Origin of the sequence: Actinomadura rupiterrae, from assembly GCF_024172125.1 — a bacterium.
Classification (GTDB): domain Bacteria; phylum Actinomycetota; class Actinomycetes; order Streptosporangiales; family Streptosporangiaceae; genus Spirillospora; species Spirillospora rupiterrae.
The window spans coordinates 920,455-939,665 of sequence record NZ_JAMZEA010000001.1 but is presented as its reverse complement, the minus strand read 5'-3'; the positions used below and the strand labels follow the sequence as shown (position 1 = coordinate 939,665).

The 19,211-nt window shown below is 71.8% G+C and carries 19 protein-coding genes; 9 read left to right on the top strand and 10 right to left on the bottom strand.

Annotated features, from left to right (window positions below):
* Positions 1-118: 118 nt before the first annotated feature.
* On the top strand, positions 119-2,380 hold the full coding sequence (gene pcrA / locus FHU30_RS04160; protein ID WP_253871675.1) for a DNA helicase PcrA: 2,262 nt from the start codon (positions 119-121) through the stop codon (positions 2,378-2,380).
* Between the two features lie 7 nt (positions 2,381-2,387).
* On the opposite strand, the gene FHU30_RS04155 is transcribed toward pcrA, so the two are convergent.
* Positions 2,388-2,867: a PH domain-containing protein gene (locus FHU30_RS04155; RefSeq protein ID WP_253871673.1), complete on the bottom strand. Its 480-nt coding sequence runs from the start codon at positions 2,865-2,867 to the stop codon at positions 2,388-2,390.
* Positions 2,868-3,072: 205 nt separating this feature from the next.
* Between FHU30_RS04155 and FHU30_RS04150 the strand changes: the two genes are divergently transcribed.
* Positions 3,073-3,870 (top strand): metal-dependent hydrolase, encoded by a 798-nt coding sequence (locus FHU30_RS04150; RefSeq protein WP_253871671.1) that lies wholly within the window; start codon positions 3,073-3,075, stop codon positions 3,868-3,870.
* On the opposite strand, the gene FHU30_RS04145 is transcribed toward FHU30_RS04150, so the two are convergent.
* The 3 genes from FHU30_RS04145 to FHU30_RS04135 form a co-directional block, all read right to left on the bottom strand.
* Complete coding sequence (locus tag FHU30_RS04145) at positions 3,871-4,479, bottom strand: pentapeptide repeat-containing protein (RefSeq protein WP_253871669.1); 609 nt, start codon at positions 4,477-4,479, stop codon at positions 3,871-3,873.
* A 9-nt stretch (positions 4,480-4,488) separates the two neighbouring features.
* Positions 4,489-5,373: a sigma-70 family RNA polymerase sigma factor gene (locus tag FHU30_RS04140; RefSeq protein ID WP_253871917.1), complete on the bottom strand. Its 885-nt coding sequence runs from the start codon at positions 5,371-5,373 to the stop codon at positions 4,489-4,491.
* Between the two features lie 111 nt (positions 5,374-5,484).
* On the bottom strand, positions 5,485-6,336 hold the full coding sequence (locus FHU30_RS04135) for a sigma-70 family RNA polymerase sigma factor (protein WP_253871657.1): 852 nt from the start codon (positions 6,334-6,336) through the stop codon (positions 5,485-5,487).
* 72 nt (positions 6,337-6,408) lie between these two features.
* On the opposite strand from FHU30_RS04135, the gene FHU30_RS04130 reads away from it, so the two are divergent.
* A complete protein-coding gene (locus FHU30_RS04130) occupies positions 6,409-6,864 on the top strand; it encodes a carboxymuconolactone decarboxylase family protein (RefSeq protein WP_253871650.1) in 456 nt (151 codons plus the stop codon).
* 44 nt (positions 6,865-6,908) lie between these two features.
* Here FHU30_RS04130 and FHU30_RS04125 read toward each other — a convergent pair whose 3' ends face one another.
* Positions 6,909-8,120: an epoxide hydrolase family protein gene (locus FHU30_RS04125; protein ID WP_253871649.1), complete on the bottom strand. Its 1,212-nt coding sequence runs from the start codon at positions 8,118-8,120 to the stop codon at positions 6,909-6,911.
* A 61-nt stretch (positions 8,121-8,181) separates the two neighbouring features.
* On the opposite strand from FHU30_RS04125, the gene FHU30_RS04120 reads away from it, so the two are divergent.
* Complete coding sequence (locus tag FHU30_RS04120; protein WP_253871647.1) at positions 8,182-9,135, top strand: helix-turn-helix transcriptional regulator; 954 nt, start codon at positions 8,182-8,184, stop codon at positions 9,133-9,135.
* Between the two features lie 16 nt (positions 9,136-9,151).
* Here FHU30_RS04120 and FHU30_RS04115 read toward each other — a convergent pair whose 3' ends face one another.
* Positions 9,152-9,709 (bottom strand): TetR/AcrR family transcriptional regulator, encoded by a 558-nt coding sequence (locus FHU30_RS04115; protein ID WP_253871645.1) that lies wholly within the window; start codon positions 9,707-9,709, stop codon positions 9,152-9,154.
* 106 nt (positions 9,710-9,815) lie between these two features.
* Between FHU30_RS04115 and FHU30_RS04110 the strand changes: the two genes are divergently transcribed.
* Positions 9,816-10,226, top strand: coding sequence for a hypothetical protein (locus FHU30_RS04110; protein ID WP_253871638.1), 411 nt, complete (start codon positions 9,816-9,818; stop codon positions 10,224-10,226).
* A gap of 129 nt (positions 10,227-10,355) precedes the next feature.
* On the opposite strand, the gene FHU30_RS04105 is transcribed toward FHU30_RS04110, so the two are convergent.
* Positions 10,356-11,204 carry an amidohydrolase family protein gene (locus tag FHU30_RS04105; RefSeq protein WP_253871636.1) on the bottom strand — a complete coding sequence of 283 codons (849 nt, stop codon included), beginning with the start codon at positions 11,202-11,204 and terminating at the stop codon, positions 10,356-10,358.
* Positions 11,205-11,269: 65 nt separating this feature from the next.
* The gene (locus FHU30_RS04100) at positions 11,270-11,857 is read right to left on the bottom strand and encodes a TetR/AcrR family transcriptional regulator (RefSeq protein WP_253871634.1); all 588 of its coding nucleotides are present in this window, start codon (positions 11,855-11,857) and stop codon (positions 11,270-11,272) included.
* Between the two features lie 114 nt (positions 11,858-11,971).
* Between FHU30_RS04100 and FHU30_RS04095 the strand changes: the two genes are divergently transcribed.
* Positions 11,972-12,517, top strand: a complete 546-nt coding sequence (locus FHU30_RS04095) for a GNAT family N-acetyltransferase (RefSeq protein ID WP_253871632.1) — start codon at positions 11,972-11,974, stop codon at positions 12,515-12,517.
* Between the two features lie 31 nt (positions 12,518-12,548).
* On the opposite strand, the gene FHU30_RS04090 is transcribed toward FHU30_RS04095, so the two are convergent.
* Positions 12,549-13,844 (bottom strand): Tm-1-like ATP-binding domain-containing protein, encoded by a 1,296-nt coding sequence (locus FHU30_RS04090; RefSeq protein WP_253871624.1) that lies wholly within the window; start codon positions 13,842-13,844, stop codon positions 12,549-12,551.
* A 142-nt stretch (positions 13,845-13,986) separates the two neighbouring features.
* Here FHU30_RS04090 and FHU30_RS04085 point away from each other — a divergent pair, with 142 nt between their 5' ends.
* The gene (locus FHU30_RS04085) at positions 13,987-14,754 is read left to right on the top strand and encodes a TSUP family transporter (protein WP_253871622.1); all 768 of its coding nucleotides are present in this window, start codon (positions 13,987-13,989) and stop codon (positions 14,752-14,754) included.
* Positions 14,755-14,776: 22 nt separating this feature from the next.
* Here FHU30_RS04085 and FHU30_RS04080 read toward each other — a convergent pair whose 3' ends face one another.
* On the bottom strand, positions 14,777-16,660 hold the full coding sequence (locus tag FHU30_RS04080) for a glycoside hydrolase family 15 protein (RefSeq protein WP_253871612.1): 1,884 nt from the start codon (positions 16,658-16,660) through the stop codon (positions 14,777-14,779).
* A 334-nt stretch (positions 16,661-16,994) separates the two neighbouring features.
* Here FHU30_RS04080 and sucC point away from each other — a divergent pair, with 334 nt between their 5' ends.
* Together sucC and sucD are read left to right on the top strand one after the other, a co-directional pair.
* The gene (gene sucC, locus FHU30_RS04075) at positions 16,995-18,173 is read left to right on the top strand and encodes an ADP-forming succinate--CoA ligase subunit beta (protein WP_253871603.1); all 1,179 of its coding nucleotides are present in this window, start codon (positions 16,995-16,997) and stop codon (positions 18,171-18,173) included.
* A gap of 1 nt (position 18,174) precedes the next feature.
* Positions 18,175-19,062: a succinate--CoA ligase subunit alpha gene (gene sucD / locus FHU30_RS04070; RefSeq protein WP_253871595.1), complete on the top strand. Its 888-nt coding sequence runs from the start codon at positions 18,175-18,177 to the stop codon at positions 19,060-19,062.
* Positions 19,063-19,211 lie beyond the last annotated feature (149 nt).

The following is a 19,211-nucleotide window of genomic DNA, read 5'->3' as shown; positions in this document are numbered from 1 at the left end:
GGATCCGGACTCGGGAAATTTCGGCCGTCCCGGTTTCAACCAGTTTTCGACCGATCCAAACCCGGCCCCGGCGGCGTTCGGACGCGGTTGTCGGCGGCGGACCGTAGACTCGCCAGTGATGTCCAAGACCGAAGCTCACTCCTTGCTGGACGGCCTCAACCCGCAGCAGCGCGAGGCCGTCGAGCACGCCGGAAGCCCGCTGCTGATCGTCGCCGGAGCGGGTTCGGGCAAGACCCGCGTGCTCACCCACCGGATCGCCTACCTGCTGTCCGAGCGCGACGTCCACCCCGGCCAGATCCTCGCGATCACCTTCACCAACAAGGCCGCGGCCGAGATGAAGGAGCGCGTCGACGCGCTGGTCGGGCCGCGCTCGCGCGCGATGTGGGTGATGACGTTCCACTCGGCGTGCGTGCGCATCCTGCGCCGCGAGGCCAAGCGGCTGGGCTTCCCCACGAGCTTCTCGATCTACGACCAGGCGGACGCGCAGCGGCTGATGGCCCTGGTCACCCGCGAGCTGGACCTCGACCCCAAGCGGTACCCGCCCAAGTCGTTCAGCGCCCAGGTGTCGAACCTGAAGAACGAGCTGATCGACTACGAGACCTACAAGGCGCGCGCCTCCACGCACATGGAGCAGACCCTCGCGCAGGCGTACGAGATGTACCAGGCCCGGCTCCAGCAGGCCGGCGCGATGGACTTCGACGACCTGATCATGCTGACGGTCAACCTGCTGCAGGTCTTCCCGGAGGCCGCCGAGCACTACCGGCGGCGGTTCCGGCACGTCATGGTCGACGAGTACCAGGACACCAACCACGCGCAGTACGAGCTGGTCCGCGAGCTGACCGCGCCGGTCGAGGGCGTCGGCCCGGCCGAGCTGTGCGTGGTCGGCGACGCCGACCAGTCGATCTACGCGTTCCGGGGCGCGACCATCCGCAACATCCTGGAGTTCGAGCGCGACTACACCGACGCGCGGACGATCCTGCTGGAGCAGAACTACCGCTCCACCCAGACCATCCTGTCGGCGGCGAACGCGGTGATCGAGCGGAACGCCGACCGCAAGCCCAAGCGGCTCTGGTCCGACCAGGGCGAGGGCCACAAGATCACCGGCTATGTCGCCGACAACGAGCACGACGAGGCCGCGTTCGTCGCGAACGAGGTCGACAAGCTCACCGACGCGGGCGACGCCAGGCCCGGCGACGTCGCGGTCTTCTACCGCACCAACGCCCAGTCCCGCGTCTTTGAAGAGATCTTCATCCGGGTCGGGCTGCCGTACAAGGTCGTCGGCGGCGTCCGCTTCTACGAGCGCAAGGAGGTCCGCGACCTGCTGGCCTACCTGCGCGTCCTCGCCAACCCGGAGGACACGGTCTCGCTGCGCCGCATTCTCAACGTGCCCAAGCGCGGCATTGGCGACCGCGCCGAGGCCTGCGTCGAGGCGTACGCGTCCCGCGAGCGCATCTCGTTCTGGCAGGCTCTCCGCACGCCCGAGGACGTCCCGGGCATGGCGACCCGCTCGATCAACGCCGTCCGCGAGTTCGTCGCCCTGCTGGACGAGCTGCGCGAGCGGGTCGAGACGGCCGGCCCGGCCGAACTGATCGACCAGATCCTGGTGAAGAGCGGCTACATCGCCGAGCTCCAGGCCTCCAAGGACCCGCAGGACGAGACCCGCGTCGAGAACCTCCAGGAAATGGAGTCGGTCGCCCGCGAGTTCGAAGAACGGCTCGACGGCGAAGATCCCGCCGGCCGCCTCCCCGACTTCCTGGAGCAGGTCGCCCTGGTGGCCGACGCCGACTCGATTCCCGGCGGCGCCAAGTCCGGCGCCGTGCCGCCCGGCGAGCGTCCCGACCAGGACGACCAGGGCGTCGTCACCCTCATGACCCTGCACACCGCCAAGGGCCTGGAGTTCCCGGTCGTCTTCCTCACCGGCATGGAGGACGGCGTCTTCCCGCACCTGCGCGCGATGAGCAACCCGAAGGAGCTGGAAGAGGAGCGCCGCCTCGCCTACGTGGGCATCACCCGCGCCCGGCAGCGCCTCTACCTGTCGCGCGCGACCATGCGCAGCTCGTGGGGCGCCCCGCAGGTGAACCCGCCGTCCCGCTTCCTCGGCGAGGTGCCGTCCAACCTCGTCGACTGGGAGCGCGAGGCGTCCACCGCGTTCGGCTCGGCCGCGACCCGCGTCGCCGCCCGCCCGAACGTCCGCGCCCCGGGCGCCCGGGCCGTCCCGACCCTGTCGCCGGGCGACAAGGTCACGCACGACTCGTTCGGCCTCGGCACGGTCGTCTCGGTCGACGGCGCCGGCGACAAGGCCGCCGCCTCAGTCGATTTCGGCGGCGAGTACGGAGTCAAGCGCCTAGTCCTCCGCTACGCCCCCGTCGAAAAACTGTAAGCCCGCTCTACCGCCCCCGCCCCGACCGAGCCTCCTCAAGCCGCTCGAAGCACTTGTTGACGGCCGTCGGGGCGAACGGCGACGCCTTGCCGGAACGCGTGTAGCCGAGGTTCATCCCGCCCGGGTACCAGAAGGCGACATGCTCGCGCTCCAGGGTCCGGACGTACACGCTCCAGGAGCCTGCGTTCTTGATCGCAGAACTCTGGATGGTCACCTCGTGGACGTCCTGCCAGCGCACCCGCACCCGGCTGAAGGAGCGGACGATCTCGACGCCGTCCGCGTCGATGATCGTCCGTCGGCGGAGCCCGGCGAGCAGCGCCAGGCCGAGGGCCTCGACGGCCAGGGCCACCAGGCTCCGGTCGAGGTGGATCGAGGAGTCCGGGGCGTCGAACATCAGCCTCGCGGTGACGAACGTCGCCACCAGGGAGCCCGCGGCATAGAGGAACAGCGAGCGGTGGCAGCGCACGACGGTTCGGGAGGCGGGCATCGCGGCATCGTACGCCCGGGGTAATTGGCATCTTGTCTAATTGTGATGGGGGTCACTGGGGGGTGGGGTTGATGAGGGGTGGGGGTGTTCGTACTTTCGAGGCACAGCGGACGTCACCCCCTCGCGAATGGACCTCAGTCCTATGAGCAGATCCGCCTCTCGTCCCGTGTTCCGCGTCCGGCCTCGCACCGTGCGAGCCAGGCGGGTGAAGTTCGCTTATCCGGAGGGGCGGCTGCCCCGGCATTACCTGGACGGCGACCTGGTCATGAGCCATGTGGTGTCGGTGCTTTCGGCGCTGTTCCCGGAGGGGGAGGACTTCTTCGTCCGGACGGTCCGGAACTACCGGGACGAGATCTCCGATCCGGAGCTGAAGGCGCAGGTCGCCGGGTTCATCGGGCAGGAGGTCACGCACGGGCGGGAGCACCGGCACTTCAACGAGCGGCTCGCGCGGCTCGGGTATCCGACGCGGTTCGTCGACCGGGGGACGAAGTACGGGCTCGGGTTCTGGGCGCGGGTGCTGCCGAAGGACGTCCAGCTCGCGATCACCGCGGCGCTGGAGCACTACACGGCGACGCTGGCGTACGTGCTGCTGAACAAGCCCGAGGCGCGGGACATGTTCACCGTGCCGGAGGTGCGGTCGATGTTCCTGTGGCACGCGCTGGAGGAGAGCGAGCACAAGTCCGTGGCGTTCGACGTGTTCCAGACCGTCAGCGGCGACCAGCGGATGCGGTCCTGGGTCATGAACATCGTCACGGTGGATTTCCTGGCGGTGGTGGTCGTGGCGACGGCGTTCTCGCTGGCGCTGGATCCGGCGGCCTACAACCTGCCGCGGCTGGCGCGGAGCTTGGCGCGGCTGCGCACGTCGCCGTTCGTCCAGCGGGACGTCGTGCGGCACCTGCGCGCCTACAACCGGCGGGATTTCCACCCGGACGACAACGACACCACGGCCTTGGAGCAGGAGTGGAAGGCGCGGCTGTTCGACGCCCAGGGCGACCGGATCTGATCAGACCTGGACGTCCAGGCCCAGCGCGGACGCGACGACCACGGCCTGCGCGAGGTCGATGACCGCGCCCTTCAGGTCCATGGTCAGCAGGTGCTCCGGGTTGAGGTCGCTGCCGCGCAGGTCCGCTTTGCGGAAGTTCGCGCCGTGCAGCGACGCGCCGGACAGGTCGGCCTTGTGGAAGGTGGTCCTCTCGCAGGTCGCGCCGGTCAGGTCGGCCTCGCGCAGCCGAACCCCCTCGAAGGACGCGCCGGACAGCTTCGCGCCCGGAAAGCCCGTGAACGACCAGTCGCCGCCCCTGACCTTCAGCAGGTCGAAGGCGCAGCCGTCGAACACCGACCCGACGAGCTTGCAGCCCTCGAACCTCGCGTCGAACAGGTTGCAGCGGACGAACGTGCAGTTCAGGAACGCCGACTCGGTGTGCTCCGAGACGTTGAACCGGCAGCCGCGGAAGGTGCACTCGGTGAACGTGCCGCCGGTGTTCCGCATCTCGGTGAAGTCGACGTCGACGAACAGGACGCGTTCGAAGGTCTCGCCGTCGATGTCCCGGCCGTCCCAGTCATGGGAGGCGATCGTCGTCTCCGTCGGCTCGGCCTGCCTGCGTTCAGCCATGGGCCAACGCTAGCCGTCCCGGTCGCGGGGCGGCTTGACGAGGTCCAGGGACGCCAGCACCTCCGGGTCGGCGACGAAGTCGATCGCGACGATCCGGCCGTCCCGGACGGTGAAGTCGAACACCACCTGCGGGACGCCGCGGAGCTGCCACATCGCGCCGGGCACGCCGTCCACCTCGACGGGCAGGACGGCCTTCGCGCGGCCCGTCCAGAAGCCCGCCATGGCCTCCCGGCCGGCGATCCGCGCGGGCGCGCCCATCTCGGCGGCGGTCGCGTCGGCGCGCAGCACGGCGTCGGGGTCGAGCAGCGCCAGCAGGGCCTCGAAGTCGCCGTCGCGGGACGCGGCGAGGAACGCCGAGACGACCTCGCGCTCACGGGCGGCGGTCGCGTCCGCCCGCCCGCCCCGGACGCGCCGGCGGGCCCGGCTCGCGAGCTGCCGGGCCGCGGCGGGCGTCCTGTCGATGATCGGCGCGATCTCGTCGAACGGCACGGCGAACATGTCGTGCAGGACGAACGCCAGCCGCTCGGCCGGCGACAGCGTCTCCAGGACGACCAGCAGTGCCAGCCCGACTGAGTCCGCCAATATCGCGGCGTCGGCGGGGTCGTCGGCGTCCGCCGGGGCGTCCGGTTCGTCGGGCGCCTCCGGTTCGTCCCAGGACACCTCGCGGCGGGTCGTCCGGGCGCGGAGCATGTTCAGCGCGACCCGGCCGACGATCGTGGTCAGCCAGCCGCCGAGGTTGTCCACGTCCGCGTCGCCCGCGCGGCTCGCCCGCAGCCACGCCTCCTGGACGGCGTCGTCCGCCTCCGCGTTCGAGCCGAGCACGCGGTACGCGACCGCGTGCAGCCGGGCGCGGTGCTCCTCGAACCGCGCGGCCAGCGACTCCTCGCCGTTCACCTGCACCTCCACCTTCGGGGTCTCCTGTACAGCTGACCCGCGAACCGGCCGGAATGTGACGTCAGAGGCCGAGTTCCTTGTGGACGACAGAGCCCGAGTTCCTTGCGGACGTCAGAGGCCGAGGCCCTTGAGCCGGTCCCGGTCGGCGATGATCTCCATGGTGGTGATCCGGCCGTCCGCGACGGTCAGCGCCATCAGCGAGAACGCGCTGCCGTCGACCCGGTTGACCAGCCCGACCGTACCGTTGACCAGGACGAACTCCATCGACGCGGCCAGGTCGCGGAAGGTGAGCGCCTGGCCCGCGACGTTCCGCGCGCCCTTGACCAGGCGCAGCGGGCCGCCGCCGCCGAGGTCCACGCGCAGCTCGATGTCCGGGTCGAGGACGGAGACGAGCGCCTCCAGGTCGCCGTCCCGCGCGGCGGCGAGGAACGCCTCGACGGCCTCGCGCTGCCGCTCCCGGTCCGGGTCCGGCACGGGCGCGGTGTCCTTGACGCGGCGGCGCGCCCGGCTGGCCAGCTGCCGCGTCGCGGCGGGCGTCTTGTCGATGATCGGCGCGATCTCGTCGAACGGCACGGCGAACATGTCGTGCAGCACGAACGCCAGCCGGTCGGCCGGGGCGAGCGTCTCCATCACGACCATCAGCGCGATCCCGACCTGGTCGGCGACCAGCACCTCCTGCTCGGGGTCGTGCGTCAGGATCGGGTCGGGCAGCCGCTCGTCGCCCAGCTCCTCCCGGCGGGCCTTGCGGGCGCGCAGCATGTCCAGGCACACCCGGCCGACGACCGTGGTCAGCCAGCCCGGCAGGTTCTCCACCCCGGACACGTCGGTGCGGCTGAGCCGGAACCACGCCTCCTGGACGGCGTCCTCGGCCTCGCTCAGCGACCCCAGCATCCGGTAGGCGACCGAGCGCAGATGCACCCGCTGCGCCTCGAACCGCTCGGCGAGCGAATCTTCCGCGTCCATCTGTCACACACTCCTGCCGGGATCCGTCATGTCGGTAGTCCGCAACATAGACGATCCGAATAGGAGTCCCTCATGGAAGCCCGCATGCCCCACCCCGCGATGACCCTCGACGGCGCGTTCAAGGGCCTCGGCACGCTGAGCGCGGCCGTCGAGCGCGGCGGCGTGTCCAAGCGGCTCGGTGAGTTGATCAACCTCCGCGTCAGCCAGATCAACGGGTGCAGCGTCTGCGTCCAGATGCACGCCACGGCGCTGCGCGACGCCGGCGAGTCCGACGACCGCATCTTCACCGTGGCCGCCTGGCGGGACGCGCCGTACTACACCGACGCCGAGCGCGCCGCCCTCGCGCTGGCCGAGGCCGTCACCCGCGTCGCCGACAACCCCGACCCGGTCTCGGACGAGCTGTGGGACGAGGTCAACAAGCACTACAGCGAGAAGGAGGTCTCCGCGCTGCTGGTCTCGATCTCCGTGATCAACGTGTGGAACCGCCTCAACGCCGCCACCCGCCAGGTGGCCGGCATCGCCGGCTGATCCCGAGGACGCCCCCGCGCGGTGGTGGCGCGGGGGCGTCGTTGTCAGCGCAGGCTTCGGAAGAACTCCCGGACGTCGCGGGTCAGCACGTCCGGGGCCTCCAGCGAGAGGAAGTGGCCGCCGTCGGTGAGCTGCGTCCACCGGACGACGTTGTGATCGCGTTCGGCCCAGGGCCGGATCGTCACGTCATGCGCGCTGACCAGCACCCCCATCGGAACCGTGCCCCTCTGGACCGCCCACCCACTCGCGCCGTCCGTGCCGCTCGCGCCGTCCTCGCCGTCCTCGCCGTCCGTGGAACCTGAGTCGCCGGACGACCAGCCGGAGGCGGTGATCTCCTCGTAGTAGATCTGCGCGGACGAGCCGGCCGTAGCGGTGAACCAGTACATCGAGACGTCCGCGAGGATGCGGTCGCGCGGCACCGCGTCCTCGGGCAGGCCGTCCGGCGGCCAGGTCAGCTCCTTGAACTTCTCGGTGATCCAGGCGAGCTGGCCCACAGGCGAGTCGGTCAGCGCGTAGGCGATGGTCTGCGGGCGCTTGGAGTTGCACTGGAGGTAGGCGTCGTTGAAGTTCCGCATCCGCTCCCAGTGCCGGTGCTCGGCGTCCGACAGGCCGTCGAACTCGCCGTCCGCGCCGGTCGGGAAGGTGAGCAGCGCGTTCACGTGGACGCCGAGGACCCGCCCGGGCGCGGCCGCGGCGATCTTCGGCGCGACCCACGCGCCCAGGTCGTAGCCCTGTACGGCGAACCGCTCGTAGCCGATGCGGGACATGGCCTCCAGCAGGACGTCCGCCATCCGCGCCGCGTTCATGCCCGGCCCGGCGAGCGGCGTGGAGAAGCCGAAACCCGGCAGCGACGGCACGACCACGTGGAACGCGTCGGCCGGGTCGCCGCCGTGCGCGCGCGGGTCGGTCAGCGGGCCGATGACGTCGAGGAAGTCGGTGACGCCGCCGGGCCAGCCGTGCAGCAGGAGCAGCGGGACGGCGTCCGGCTCGGCGGACCGGACGTGCAGGAAGTGCAGGCGCTGCCCGTCCACCTCGGTCGTGAACTGCGGGAACGCGTTGATCGCGGCCTCCGCGCGGCGCCAGTCGAAACCTGTCCGCCAGTGCTCGGCCAGGCCCTTGAGGTAGCCGACCGGGACGCCGCGGTCCCACCCGACGCCGGGCAGCTCGTACGGCCAGCGCGTGGCGGCGAGGCGCGCGCGGAGGTCGTCGATCTGCTCCTGCGGGATGTCCACCTTGAAAGGGCTGATGTTCGTCATGCCCTCACGCTAGGAAGCACTTAGGACGAGTTCGGTCCTAAGTCTCTGGCAGTCTGGGAACGTGTTGGAGACCTCGGCGCGGCTGCTCAGGCTGCTCTCGCTCTTGCAGGCGCACCGCGACTGGACGGGCGGTGAGCTGGCCGAACGCCTCGGCGTGACGACCCGGACCGTCCGGCGGGACGTGGACCGGCTGCGCGAGCTGGGCTACCCGGTCGAGGCCGTCCAGGGCGCGGCGGGGTACCGGCTCGGCGCCGGTGCGGCGCTGCCGCCCCTGCTCCTGGACGACGACGAGGCGGTGGCGGTCGCGGTCGGGCTGCGCACGGCGGCGGCCGGCTCGGTCGCGGGCATCGAGGAGAACGCGCTGCGCGCGCTCGGCAAGCTCGAACGCGTCCTGCCGCCTCGGCTGCGGTACCGGGTGAACGCGCTCCAGCGGGCGACGACGCGGGTCGGCGCGTCCGGGCCGGAGGTCTCGGCGGACGTCCTGATGGCGATCGCGGACGCGGCCCGCCGGCACGAGCGCCTCCGCTTCGACCACACCGGCCGGGACGGCGTCCGGTCCGTCCGCGATGTCGAGCCGTACGGGCTGGTCAACTTCGGCCGCCACTGGTACCTCGTCGCCTACGACACCGACCGCGACGACTGGCGGAACTTCCGCGTGGACCGGCTCGTCCCGCGCACGCCGTCCGGGCCGAGGTTCACCGCGCGGACCGTCCCGGACGGCGGTCCAGCGGCGTTCGTGTCCCGGCGCCTCGCGCAGAGGGCCTGGCCGTTCCAAGCGACGGTCGAGCTGGGGGTCTCGGCGGGGGAGGCGGCCGAGCGGGTGTGGCCGGGCATGGGCGTCCTCGAACCCGTCGCGGGGGACCGCTGCCTCATGCACGTCGGCGCCGACTCGCTCTGGGCGCTCGTCTGGATGATCACGTCCGTGGACCTCGACTTCACCCTCGTCGAGGGCCCGCCGGGCTTCGCGGAGGGCCTCCGCGCCCACGCCGAACGCTGCCTCAGAGCCCTGCCCTAGCCGTGCTGGCCGAAGGTCAGGCGGGTTCGCCGGGCTGGACGGCGAAGAGCTTGGCGAGGACGGGACGGGCGGCGGCCTCGGGGTCCGCGCCGACCTCGGCCGGGAGGGCGCCGCTGAGCCACAGGCCCGCGAAGCCGTGCGCGATCGACCACGCGGCGAGGGCCGACTCGGGATCAGGGGAGAGCCGGTCCACGGCGCGGTCGAGGAGGGCGCCGGAGCGGGTGCGGGCGGCGGCGAGGTCCGGGTCGTCCGGCCGGTAGAGCTCGGGGCGGAACATCACCTCGAAGTAGGCGCGGTGCCGGGTCGCGAAGCGGACGTAGGCGACGCCGAGGTCGAGCAGGTCGTCGCCGGCCCGCGTGAGGGCGTCCGAGAGCAGGTCGAAGCCCTCGGCGGCGATCGCGGTCAGCAGGCCGGTCTTGTCGCCGAAGTGGTGCGCGGGCGCGGCGTGCGAGACCCCCGCGCGCCGGGCCAGCTCGCGCAGGCTCCAGCCGGACGGCCCGGACTCCTCGATCGCCGCGACGGCGGCGTCCATGACGGCGCGGCGCAGGTTGCCGTGGTGGTAGCTCGAACTCACCCGGCCAGCCTAGGCCAGGACGGCCCGAACTTTCCATTGACAAGTTCGGGGTGTGCGGCGGAAACTAGGCACTGTCAAGATACGTTCGGCCGGAGAGAGGTTCGCCATGCCCACGCTGCCCTGGATGACCCCGCAGGCCCCCGGACCCGGCGCGGAGGCGCTGGTCATGGCGTCCCGGCTGGAGGTCCGGTCGCTGCGCCACGTGCCGGGCTTCTTCCTCGCCTCGATGGCGCTGCTGCGGCAGGCCCGCCGCTCGCCCGGCGCGCTGGGCCTCTCGCTCCGCGCGCAGTTGCCGCGCCGCACGTTCTGGACGGTCTCCGCGTGGGACGGCCGGGACGCGCTGAACTCCTACGCGTCCACCGAGCCGCACAAGTCCACGATGCGCGCCAAGCGGAAGGTCATGCGCGAGTCGACGTTCGTGTTCTGGACCGTCCCCGCGGCGGACCTGCCGGTCGCATGGGGCGAGGTCGAGCGCCGGATCGCCGAGAAGCGCTCAGAGGACCGGGCGAACGGCTGATCAGTTGCGCGGTCGACCGGGCGAACGGCTGATCAGGCGCGCGGACGACCGGCCCGCAGTTGTCCGGGCGCGCGGCTGACCGGGCTGCGCGCGGACGACCGGCGCGCGGTTGTCCGGGCGCGGGGATGATCAGGCCGGGAGGTAGCGGCGGGTCGCGTTGCCGACGAAGAGTTTGCGCCTCTCATCAGCGGAAAGACCCGAAGTCACGCGCTCGTAAGCGGCCATGAGTTCGGCGAAGGTGCCGGAAAGTCCGTCGACCGGGAAATTGCTGCCGAAGAAGCAGCGGTCGATCCCGAAAAGGTCGAGGCAGGTCTCGATGTAGGGACGCAGCGCGTCCGCGTCCAGCCGGCCGAGCGGCATGCCCAGGCCGGAGATCTTGCAGTCCACGCGGGGCAGCGCGGCGAGCTTGGCCAGGCCCTCGCGCCACTGGATGAACTCCTCCGGGTCGCCCGCCTCGGGCCAGCCCGCGTGCTCCAGGACGACCTGCACGTCCGGCGCCTGGGCGAGCGCGGCCAGGTAGGCGTCGACCTCCGGCGCGCGGATCACCTGGTCGAAGATCAGGCCGCGTTTTCCCAGCTCGCGCAGGAGGGCGGCGGCGGTGTCGCCGAGCGGGGCCAGGCCCGCGAACACCCGGACGCCGCGGAACAGCGGGCTGCGCGCCTGCTCGTCCAGCTGCGCCTCGACCACCGGCGGCGACACGTCCGGGTCGATCGCTCCGATGATCGCCGAGGGGCGGTCCGGCGCGTCCATGGCGTCCAGCCAGCGCGTCTCGTCGAGGAACGCGCCGGGCACCGTCGTGGCGGAGACGTGCACGGTGCCGAGGATCCGGACCCCGGCGCTCGCCGCGTCCTCGCGGTACCGCGCGGGCGGGTAGTCCCGCGGCACCTCGGGTAGCGTCACGTGCAGCATCGGATACCAATCGTGCACGCTCGACTGCCAATGATGGACATGGGCGTCCACGAACTCCAGAACGGTCACCAAAGACCCCTTTCGGCTCTGGGTGGACATCTTGGCCGAAAAAGGGGTAGTAGGTCGATCCTTCGCTAGGCGGACAAACCAGCCAGCATTCGATCGAGCATCGCGAGCTGCCGCGCGGGCGGGTAGCGGACCGGGTCGAACAGCACCTGGACGACCAGGCCGTGCGCGAACCCGGCCAGCATCGTCGTGATGTCGTCCGGGTCGGCGTCCGCCGGAAGCTCGCCCAGCTCCACGGCCTGCTTCACGAACGGCCGCAGCCGCAGCGTGCGGAACCGCTCGTACCGGCCGGTCTCGCGCTCGCCGAGGTCGGCGTCCGCGAGCGCGGCGTCCCACGAGCTGACCCAGACCCGGTTCATCTCGACCGCCTCCGCCGAGATCGGCAGCACGTCCGCGAGCAGCTCGCGCAGCGCCGCCAGGCCGCGTCCCGCCGGGGTCGTCCGGCCCGCGAGCGTGCGCTCCTCGGCGAGGTCCAGCGCGTGCGCGAGCAGCGCCTTCTTGTTCGGGAAGTAGTGCGTCAGCAGGCCCGTGGACGAGCCCATCTCGGCGGCGACGGCGCGCAGCGTCAGGCCGCCGAAGCCGTCCGCGGCCAGCACCCGCCACACGGCGGCGGACACGTCCCGGCGCCGTGCGTCGTGGTCTCCTCGCGCGGGCACGCTAGCGGCCTCCTTCCAGTCGGCTTCCGTCCACCGGTTATCGGTTTCCTTCCGGTCAGTGAGCAGGGCTATGGTACGTAACAAACGTTCGGTATGCACTTTGGGAGGGTCGGGATGCTGAGTCTGACATTGGCCGAAGGCGTGGAGATGCGTCCGCTGGAGCCATGGCAGGCGGCCGAGTTCTACGCGCACGTCGAGGAGGTCCGCGACAGCATCCGGGCCTACATCCCGTTCGCCGCGAGGCTGTTCGACGAGGACGCCGCGCGCGCCTACCTGCAGGGCTTCGCCGACTCGCAGGCCGCCGACGGCCCGCGGATCTACGGCATCTGGGTGGACGGCGTGTTCAGCGGCGGCACCCTGTTCCGGATCTTCGACACCGGGCAGCACGTCTGCGAGCTCGGTGTCTGGCTCGGCCCGTGGGCGCGCGGCCGCGGGATCATCACCCGGGCCGCCACGGCGATGATCGACTGGGCCGTCCGCGAGCGCGGCATGCTCCGCGTCGAGTGGGGCTGCGAGCCCTCCAACGAGGCGAGCATCGCCGCGGCCAAGCGCATTGGCTTCACCTACGAGGCCACCATCCGCCAGGGCTTCAACTTCGACGGCCGGCAGCGCGACTACCAGCTGTGGTCCATCCTCGCCGACGAGTGGCTCAACCGCTGAGCCGCAGTCGGAGGCGGAGTCGGAGTCGGAGTCAGCCCGCGGCGCGGTGCTCCGCCGCGCCGAGGTAGGTGTGCAGCGTGTCGGCCATGGCGCGGCCGAACTCGGGGTCGTCGGCGTCGGTGTCGCATTCGCGGACCTCGACCCGCGACCCCGCCAGCCCCTCCCGGACGGCCTCGAACAGCGCCGCGTCGGCGGCCGGGTCGTGGTACGGCCCGCCGGGCGCGCCCAGCGAGGACAGCCCGCGCAGCGGGACGAACAGGACGGTCGGCCCGGCGGCGGCCCGCAGCCGGTCGGCGACGAGCCGTCCGAGCCCCGCGCACTCGGACGGGTCCGTCCGGACGACCTTGACCGACGCGTTGTGCACGTGGACGCGCCGTCCGGCGAGCCGCTCCGGCACGGACGGGCCGAACTTGCCCATGTCCAGCGCGCCCAGCGACACCACCTGCGGGATCCCGGCGCGTCCGGCGGAGCGGAGCCGGTCCGGGCCGGCCGCGCCGACGCCGCCGAGCAGGCCCGTCGAGACCTCCAGGAGCGTCGCGTCCAGGACGCCTGCGAGCCGTCCGGACGCCGCCATCGCCTCGAACGAGCGGCCGCCCGCGCCGCTCGCGTGGAACACCAGCACCTCGTAGCCGAGTTCGGCGAGGCGCTCGCGCGCCCCGTCCACGCCGCGCGTGGTCACCCCGGCCATCGTCGCCCCCACGACGGGCACGCCGGGACCGGCGGAACCGCCGGGACCGGCGGAAGCGGCGGGACCGGGGGAAGCGGCGGGAAACACGGTTTCGCTACCCGAGTCGTAGCCGGACGCGTAGGTGCGGGCCATCCCCGCTATGGCGGCGGCCGCGTTCCCTAAGACGAGCGCGGAAATGCTGTTGATGCCCGCGACGTCCACGACGGAGTACATGAGCGTGAGGTCCGTGCCGCCCACGTAGTGGGAGACGTCGCCGGACGCCATGCTCGACACCATCAGCTTGGGCACGCCTACGGGAAGCGCGCGCATCGCCTCGCAGGACAGGGCCGAATTCCCGCTTCCGCCGATGGCCAGGACGCCATGCAGGCGTCCCTCGTCGTGGAGGCGGCGCAGCATCGCGGACGCGCCGCGCGCCATCGCAGTAACGGCCGCGCCACGGTCCCGTCCCAGATCGGGGAGTGCGAGCCCGGCGGCTTCGGCGACTCGTGCGCGCGCGATGTCGGGGGTGACGCGCGGGGCGTCCCGGGTCCCGGTGTCCACGAGGAGGACGTCGGCGCCGAGCGCGCGCAGGCGGTCGCGCACCCAGCCGTACTCGGCGCCCTTGGTGTCGAGCGTCCCGATCAGCACCACCGTCGGCATACCGACACGTTGCGTGATCGACGCGACACGAAACAAGGGACCGCCCGGAGCGGGTTTCCTGCCGAAACGGCTAGCTAATGCCCCAGTTCATCCCGATAAGGTAAGCGACGTTCTTGATTTAAGACTTACTGGAGGCGGCCGGGTGGGCATCGAGCACGTGGGCATGCTGCTGGCGGCCGCGCTGGGCGCGGGCTGGGTGGACGCGGTGGTCGGCGGGGGCGGGCTCATCCAGCTCCCCGCGCTGCTGCTGCTCAACCCGGGCCAGCCGGTCGCGACCGCACTGGCCACCAACAAGGTCGCCTCGATCGCCGGGACGTCCAGCGCCGCCTACGCCTACCTGCGCCGCACCAAGATCGACCGGACTGTGGCGGCGGCCGGCGCGGGCCTGGCGGTCGCGGGCTCGGCGGCGGGCGCGCTGTGCGCGTCGGTGATCTCCTCGGACGTGTTCAAGCCGGTCATCATGGTCGTCCTGCTCGCGGTCGCGGCGCTGGTGGTGCTCCGCCCCGACCTCGGCCGCGAGCCGAAGCTGGTGCTGCGCACGCGCCGCCGCGTCGCCGCCGCGATCCTCGTCCCGGGCCTCGCCATCGCGTTCTACGACGGCATCCTCGGGCCGGGCACTGGAACGTTCCTGGTCGTGGTGTTCACCGCCGTGCTCGGCATCGACTTCGTGCACGCCTCCGCGCACGCCAAGGTCATCAACGTCAGCACCAACCTCGGCGCGCTGCTCGTCTTCGCCGTCCAGGGCCACATCCTGTGGGCGCTCGGCCTCGGCATGGCCGTCGCGAACGCCGCCGGGGCGCAGCTCGGCGCGCGGACCGCGATCAAGCGCGGGTCCGGGTTCGTCCGGGTCGTCCTGCTGTGCGTGGTGACGCTGCTGGTCGCCAAGCTCGGCTACGAGCAGTTCACGTAGGACGAGCAGTTCACGCGGGCGGTCAGCCCGGGTCGGGGACGGGGAGCGGCTTCTCCAGCGCGGCCAGGCTCAGCACGACCAGCGAGGACGTCCAGCCGAGCGGCGCGACGGCCGCCGGGCGCCCGTACTCGTCCACCTTCTCGGGCAGCGCGCCCAGCGACGTGCGGTGCCCGGACAGCCAGTCCAGCCGGGCCATCGCCTCCTCCGGACGGCCCGACGCCGCCGCCGACAGCGTGAACAGCGCCATCTCCGGCGTCCAGGCGACCTTGGCGTTGCCCGACCAGCGCTCGCCCGGCAGCACCCCGCCGTTCGGCAGCGCGAGCTTCCCGGCGGCGCTCAGCACGGCGTCGGTCACCCCGCCGTCGGACGGCCCGAACGGCGGGCTGAGGAAGGTCACCGACGTGTCCATCCGCCCGCCGCGGACGGGGGAGCGCGGGTACCCGACCGGCGCGAACTTCGCCGCGACGGCGTTCTGCAGCTTGTGCGCGGCCGAGCGGTACCGGTTCGCCTGGTCGCCGTGGCCGAGGTCGCGGGCGAGCGCGGCGGCCGACCGCAGCCCGGCCAGCACCGGCCCGACGACGCCGAGCGTCGCGCGATGCGGGTCCTGCTCGGACGACGCGGGCCGCTCGAAGTAGTCCGAGGACGGCGGCGGCAGGCCGTCCTTGCGCAGCGACGCGGCCAGCCGGTCGGCGGCCCGGCGCACCATCGTCCACAGCTCCGGCAGGTCGGCCGCGGCCTGCGGGTTCTCGGTGCGGAAGAACCACGACGCCCACAGCACCCAGCCGAGCGAGTCGAGCTGCGCGTGCCGCCCGTCCGCTACCGGGCTGCCGTCGGGGTTGTAGCGCGCGGCCCACATCCCGTTCCGGCTCTGCACGCGCGCGAGGAACCGCAGGATCCGGCGCGCCTCGGCCGGATGCTCGGTCACCGTGAACGCCGCCGCCGCGAACGCCGAGTCGCGCGGCCACGAGTACCGCCACGCCCCGTACCAGGAGGCCAGCGACGCGCCGTTCGGCCTGGTCAGGAGCCGGAGGTCCTGGAGCGCGCGGGCGGCCATGTCGCGGTAGCCGGACGCCTTCCCCGTGGCGGCCGCCACGGTCAGCTGCCCGTGCTGCCCGGCTTCCTGCGCAGGACTGGCCGTCTCAGTGGGGCTGGGTGTCGGCGTGGGCTTCGGCTTGGGCGGCTTTCCGGGCTTCCCGGCAGCAGGTGGACGCGTCGGAGCCCCCGTTGTCGGCACCTGCGGCGGGTTCGTCCGCGGCTGGACGGGGACGCAGCCCCTTTTCATGATGGTGTTCAGGTCCAGCGGCCCGCCTTTCCCGCCGGACGCTCCACTTTCCGCCCCCGGCGAAGCGGTTTCCGCGCGCGGAGGAGTGGGCGGTGTGGTTTCCACGCGCGGAGGGGTGGGCGGTGGTTTGACGGCGCCCTTTAGGGAGTCGATTTCGGACCGGGAGGACTGGAGCACATCGTCCGGACGCAGCGGACGGTTCTTGCCCGTAGGCGGGCAAGGGACGAGTTGCGGGACGAGGCGGCCCGGGACCGTCCCGCGGGCGAGCCAGGTCTGGTCGGACCGGACGGCCTCGGCGACACGCGGGTCCGTCGCGGCGACCGTGATGGCCTCCTCGCCACCCGTCGGGACGAGCCGGATCCGCCCGTCCGCGAGCCGGACCACGGACGAATCGGGCAGGTAGTGCGCCCCCGGGGCGTCCGACGGGGCGAGCGGGTCGCCCGCGAACGGCCAGCCGCCCCCGCCGACCAGGCCGGGGCTGGCCCACTCCGGTTCGCCGTTCTCGGGCAGCGTGACACCGCAGGTCGCGGCGAGGGCGGAGACCAGGAGCAGCGCGGACGCGCGGCGGACGCGCCGGGGCCACACGAGCGGCCCGACGACCGGCCCGGCTCCGCTGTCGGCCACCGCAACACCCCCCTGAGACGGGCCTTAGTACATCAAACTCCGCCAAATGCCGCAGTGTTGTGCGGGGGTGAACGCGGCATTCTCCGCACCGTTCTTACCCACCCCCGAACCGCCGGATCCCGCCCGCGCGCCAGGGCCGCGCGGCCACCGGATGAGCAAGTTCACACGGCGCCGGGGAACCCGCCGGGACCCCGGAGGCATGACCATGGGCCGGGGTTGACTAGGCTGCTTCGACGGAGCGGACCGCAGGGTGGCGGCCGCACGGCGCCATGAGTCCCCGTGTACCCCACTCGACCCGCGGTCATTGGCTGTCGATCCGTTAAGGACGCCTCTCGTGGACCTGTTCGAACATCAGGCAAAGGAACTCTTTGCCGAGTACGGGGTACCGGTGCCCACCGGCAAGGTCGCCCATACTCCCCAGGAAGCGCGTGCCATCGCGGAGGAGCTGTTCTCCGCGGGCAGCAAGAAGGTCGTCGTCAAGGCCCAGGTGAAGACCGGTGGCCGCGGCAAGGCCGGCGGCGTGAAGCTCGCCGACACCGCCGACGAGGCGGAGGCCCTCGCGACCCAGATCCTCGGCATGGACATCAAGGGCCACACGGTCCACAAGGTCCTGGTCGAGGAGGGCTCGGCGATCGCGCAGGAGTACTACTTCTCCTTCCTGCTGGACCGGGCGCACCGCACCTTCCTCTCCATCTGCTCCGTCGAGGGCGGCGTGGAGATCGAGGAGGTGCCGCACGACCGGCTCGCGCTCGTGCCGGTCTCGCCGCTGGACGGCGTGGACGCCGCGCAGGCCCGGCAGATCGCCGAGCAGGGCCGGCTGCCCGAGGAGGCGCTGGACGGCGCCGCCGCGATCATCGAGAAGCTGTGGGCCGTGTTCACCGACGAGGACGCCACCCTCGTCGAGGTGAACCCGATGATCCTCACCGCCGACGGCCAGGTGAAGGCCCTCGACGGCAAGGTCTCGCTGGACGACAACGCCTCCTTCCGCCAGCAGCACGAGAAGCTGGAGGACAAGGCGAGCGCCGACCCGCTGGAGGCCAAGGCCAAGGAGCTCGACCTCAACTACGTCAAGCTCGACGGCAACGTCGGCATCATCGGCAACGGCGCCGGCCTGGTCATGTCCACCCTGGACGTGGTGGCCTACGCCGGCGAGAAGCACGGCGGCATGAAGCCCGCCAACTTCCTCGACATCGGCGGCGGCGCGTCCGCGCAGGTGATGGCCAACGGCCTGGAGATCGTGCTGTCGGACCCGGACGTGAAGTCGGTGTTCGTCAACGTCTTCGGCGGCATCACCGCCTGCGACGCGGTCGCCAACGGCATCGTGTCGGCCTACAAGCTGCTGGCGGAGCGCGGCGAGACCGTCGACCGCCCGCTGGTCGTCCGGCTCGACGGCAACAACGCCGAGCTCGGCCGGCAGATCCTCAAGGACGCGGCGCTGCCCGGCGTCCAGCAGGTCGAGACCATGGACGACGCGGCCGAGCGGGCCGCCGAACTCGCCGCGGCAGGTGCGTGAAATGGCCATCTGGCTCACTGAGAACAGCAAGATCATCGTCCAGGGCATCACCGGCTCCGAGGGCTCCAAGCACGGCCGCCGCATGCTCGCCTCCGGCGCCCGCGTCGTCGGCGGCGTGAACGCCCGCAAGGCCGGCACGACGGTCGACTTCGACGGCACCGAGCTGCCCGTCTTCGGCACCGTCAAGGAGGCCATGGAGAAGACCGGCGCGGACGTGTCGGTCGTCTTCGTCCCGCCGAAGTTCACCAAGGACGCCGTCGTCGAGGCGATCGACGCCGGGATCCCGCTCTGCGTGGTCATCACCGAGGGCATCCCGGTGCACGACACCGCCTACTTCTGGGCGTACGCCGAGTCCAAGGGCAACAAGACCCGGATCATCGGGCCGAACTGCCCGGGCATCGCGTCCCCCGGCAAGTCCAACGCGGGCATCATCCCGGCCGACATCACCACGCCCGGCCGCATCGGCCTGGTGTCGAAGTCCGGCACGCTGACCTACCAGATGATGTACGAGCTGCGCGACTTCGGGTTCTCCACCTGCGTCGGCATCGGCGGCGACCCGATCATCGGCACCACGCACATCGACGCCCTGAAGGCGTTCCAGGACGACCCCGACACCGACGCCATCGTCATGATCGGCGAGATCGGCGGCGACGCCGAGGAGCGCGCGGCGGCCTTCATCGCCGACAACGTCACCAAGCCGGTCGTCGGCTACGTTGCGGGCTTCACCGCCCCCGAGGGCAAGACAATGGGCCACGCCGGCGCCATCGTCTCCGGCTCCGCGGGCACCGCCCAGGCCAAGAAGGAGGCCCTGGAGAAGGTCGGCGTCCGGGTCGGCAAGACCCCGAGCGAGACCGCCCGCCTCATGGCGGAGATCATGCAGAACCTCTGATCACCCGATCAGGCCCACGAAGGACGCCCGAGCCCCCGGCCCGGGCGTCTTTCGTTGTCTCAGGACGCTTTAGGGCGTGAAGTTGTTGTGTGGGGACATAGGAACGTGAACAGGGCTCATGTTTTAATGGGCGCCTTGCCCCCCACCCC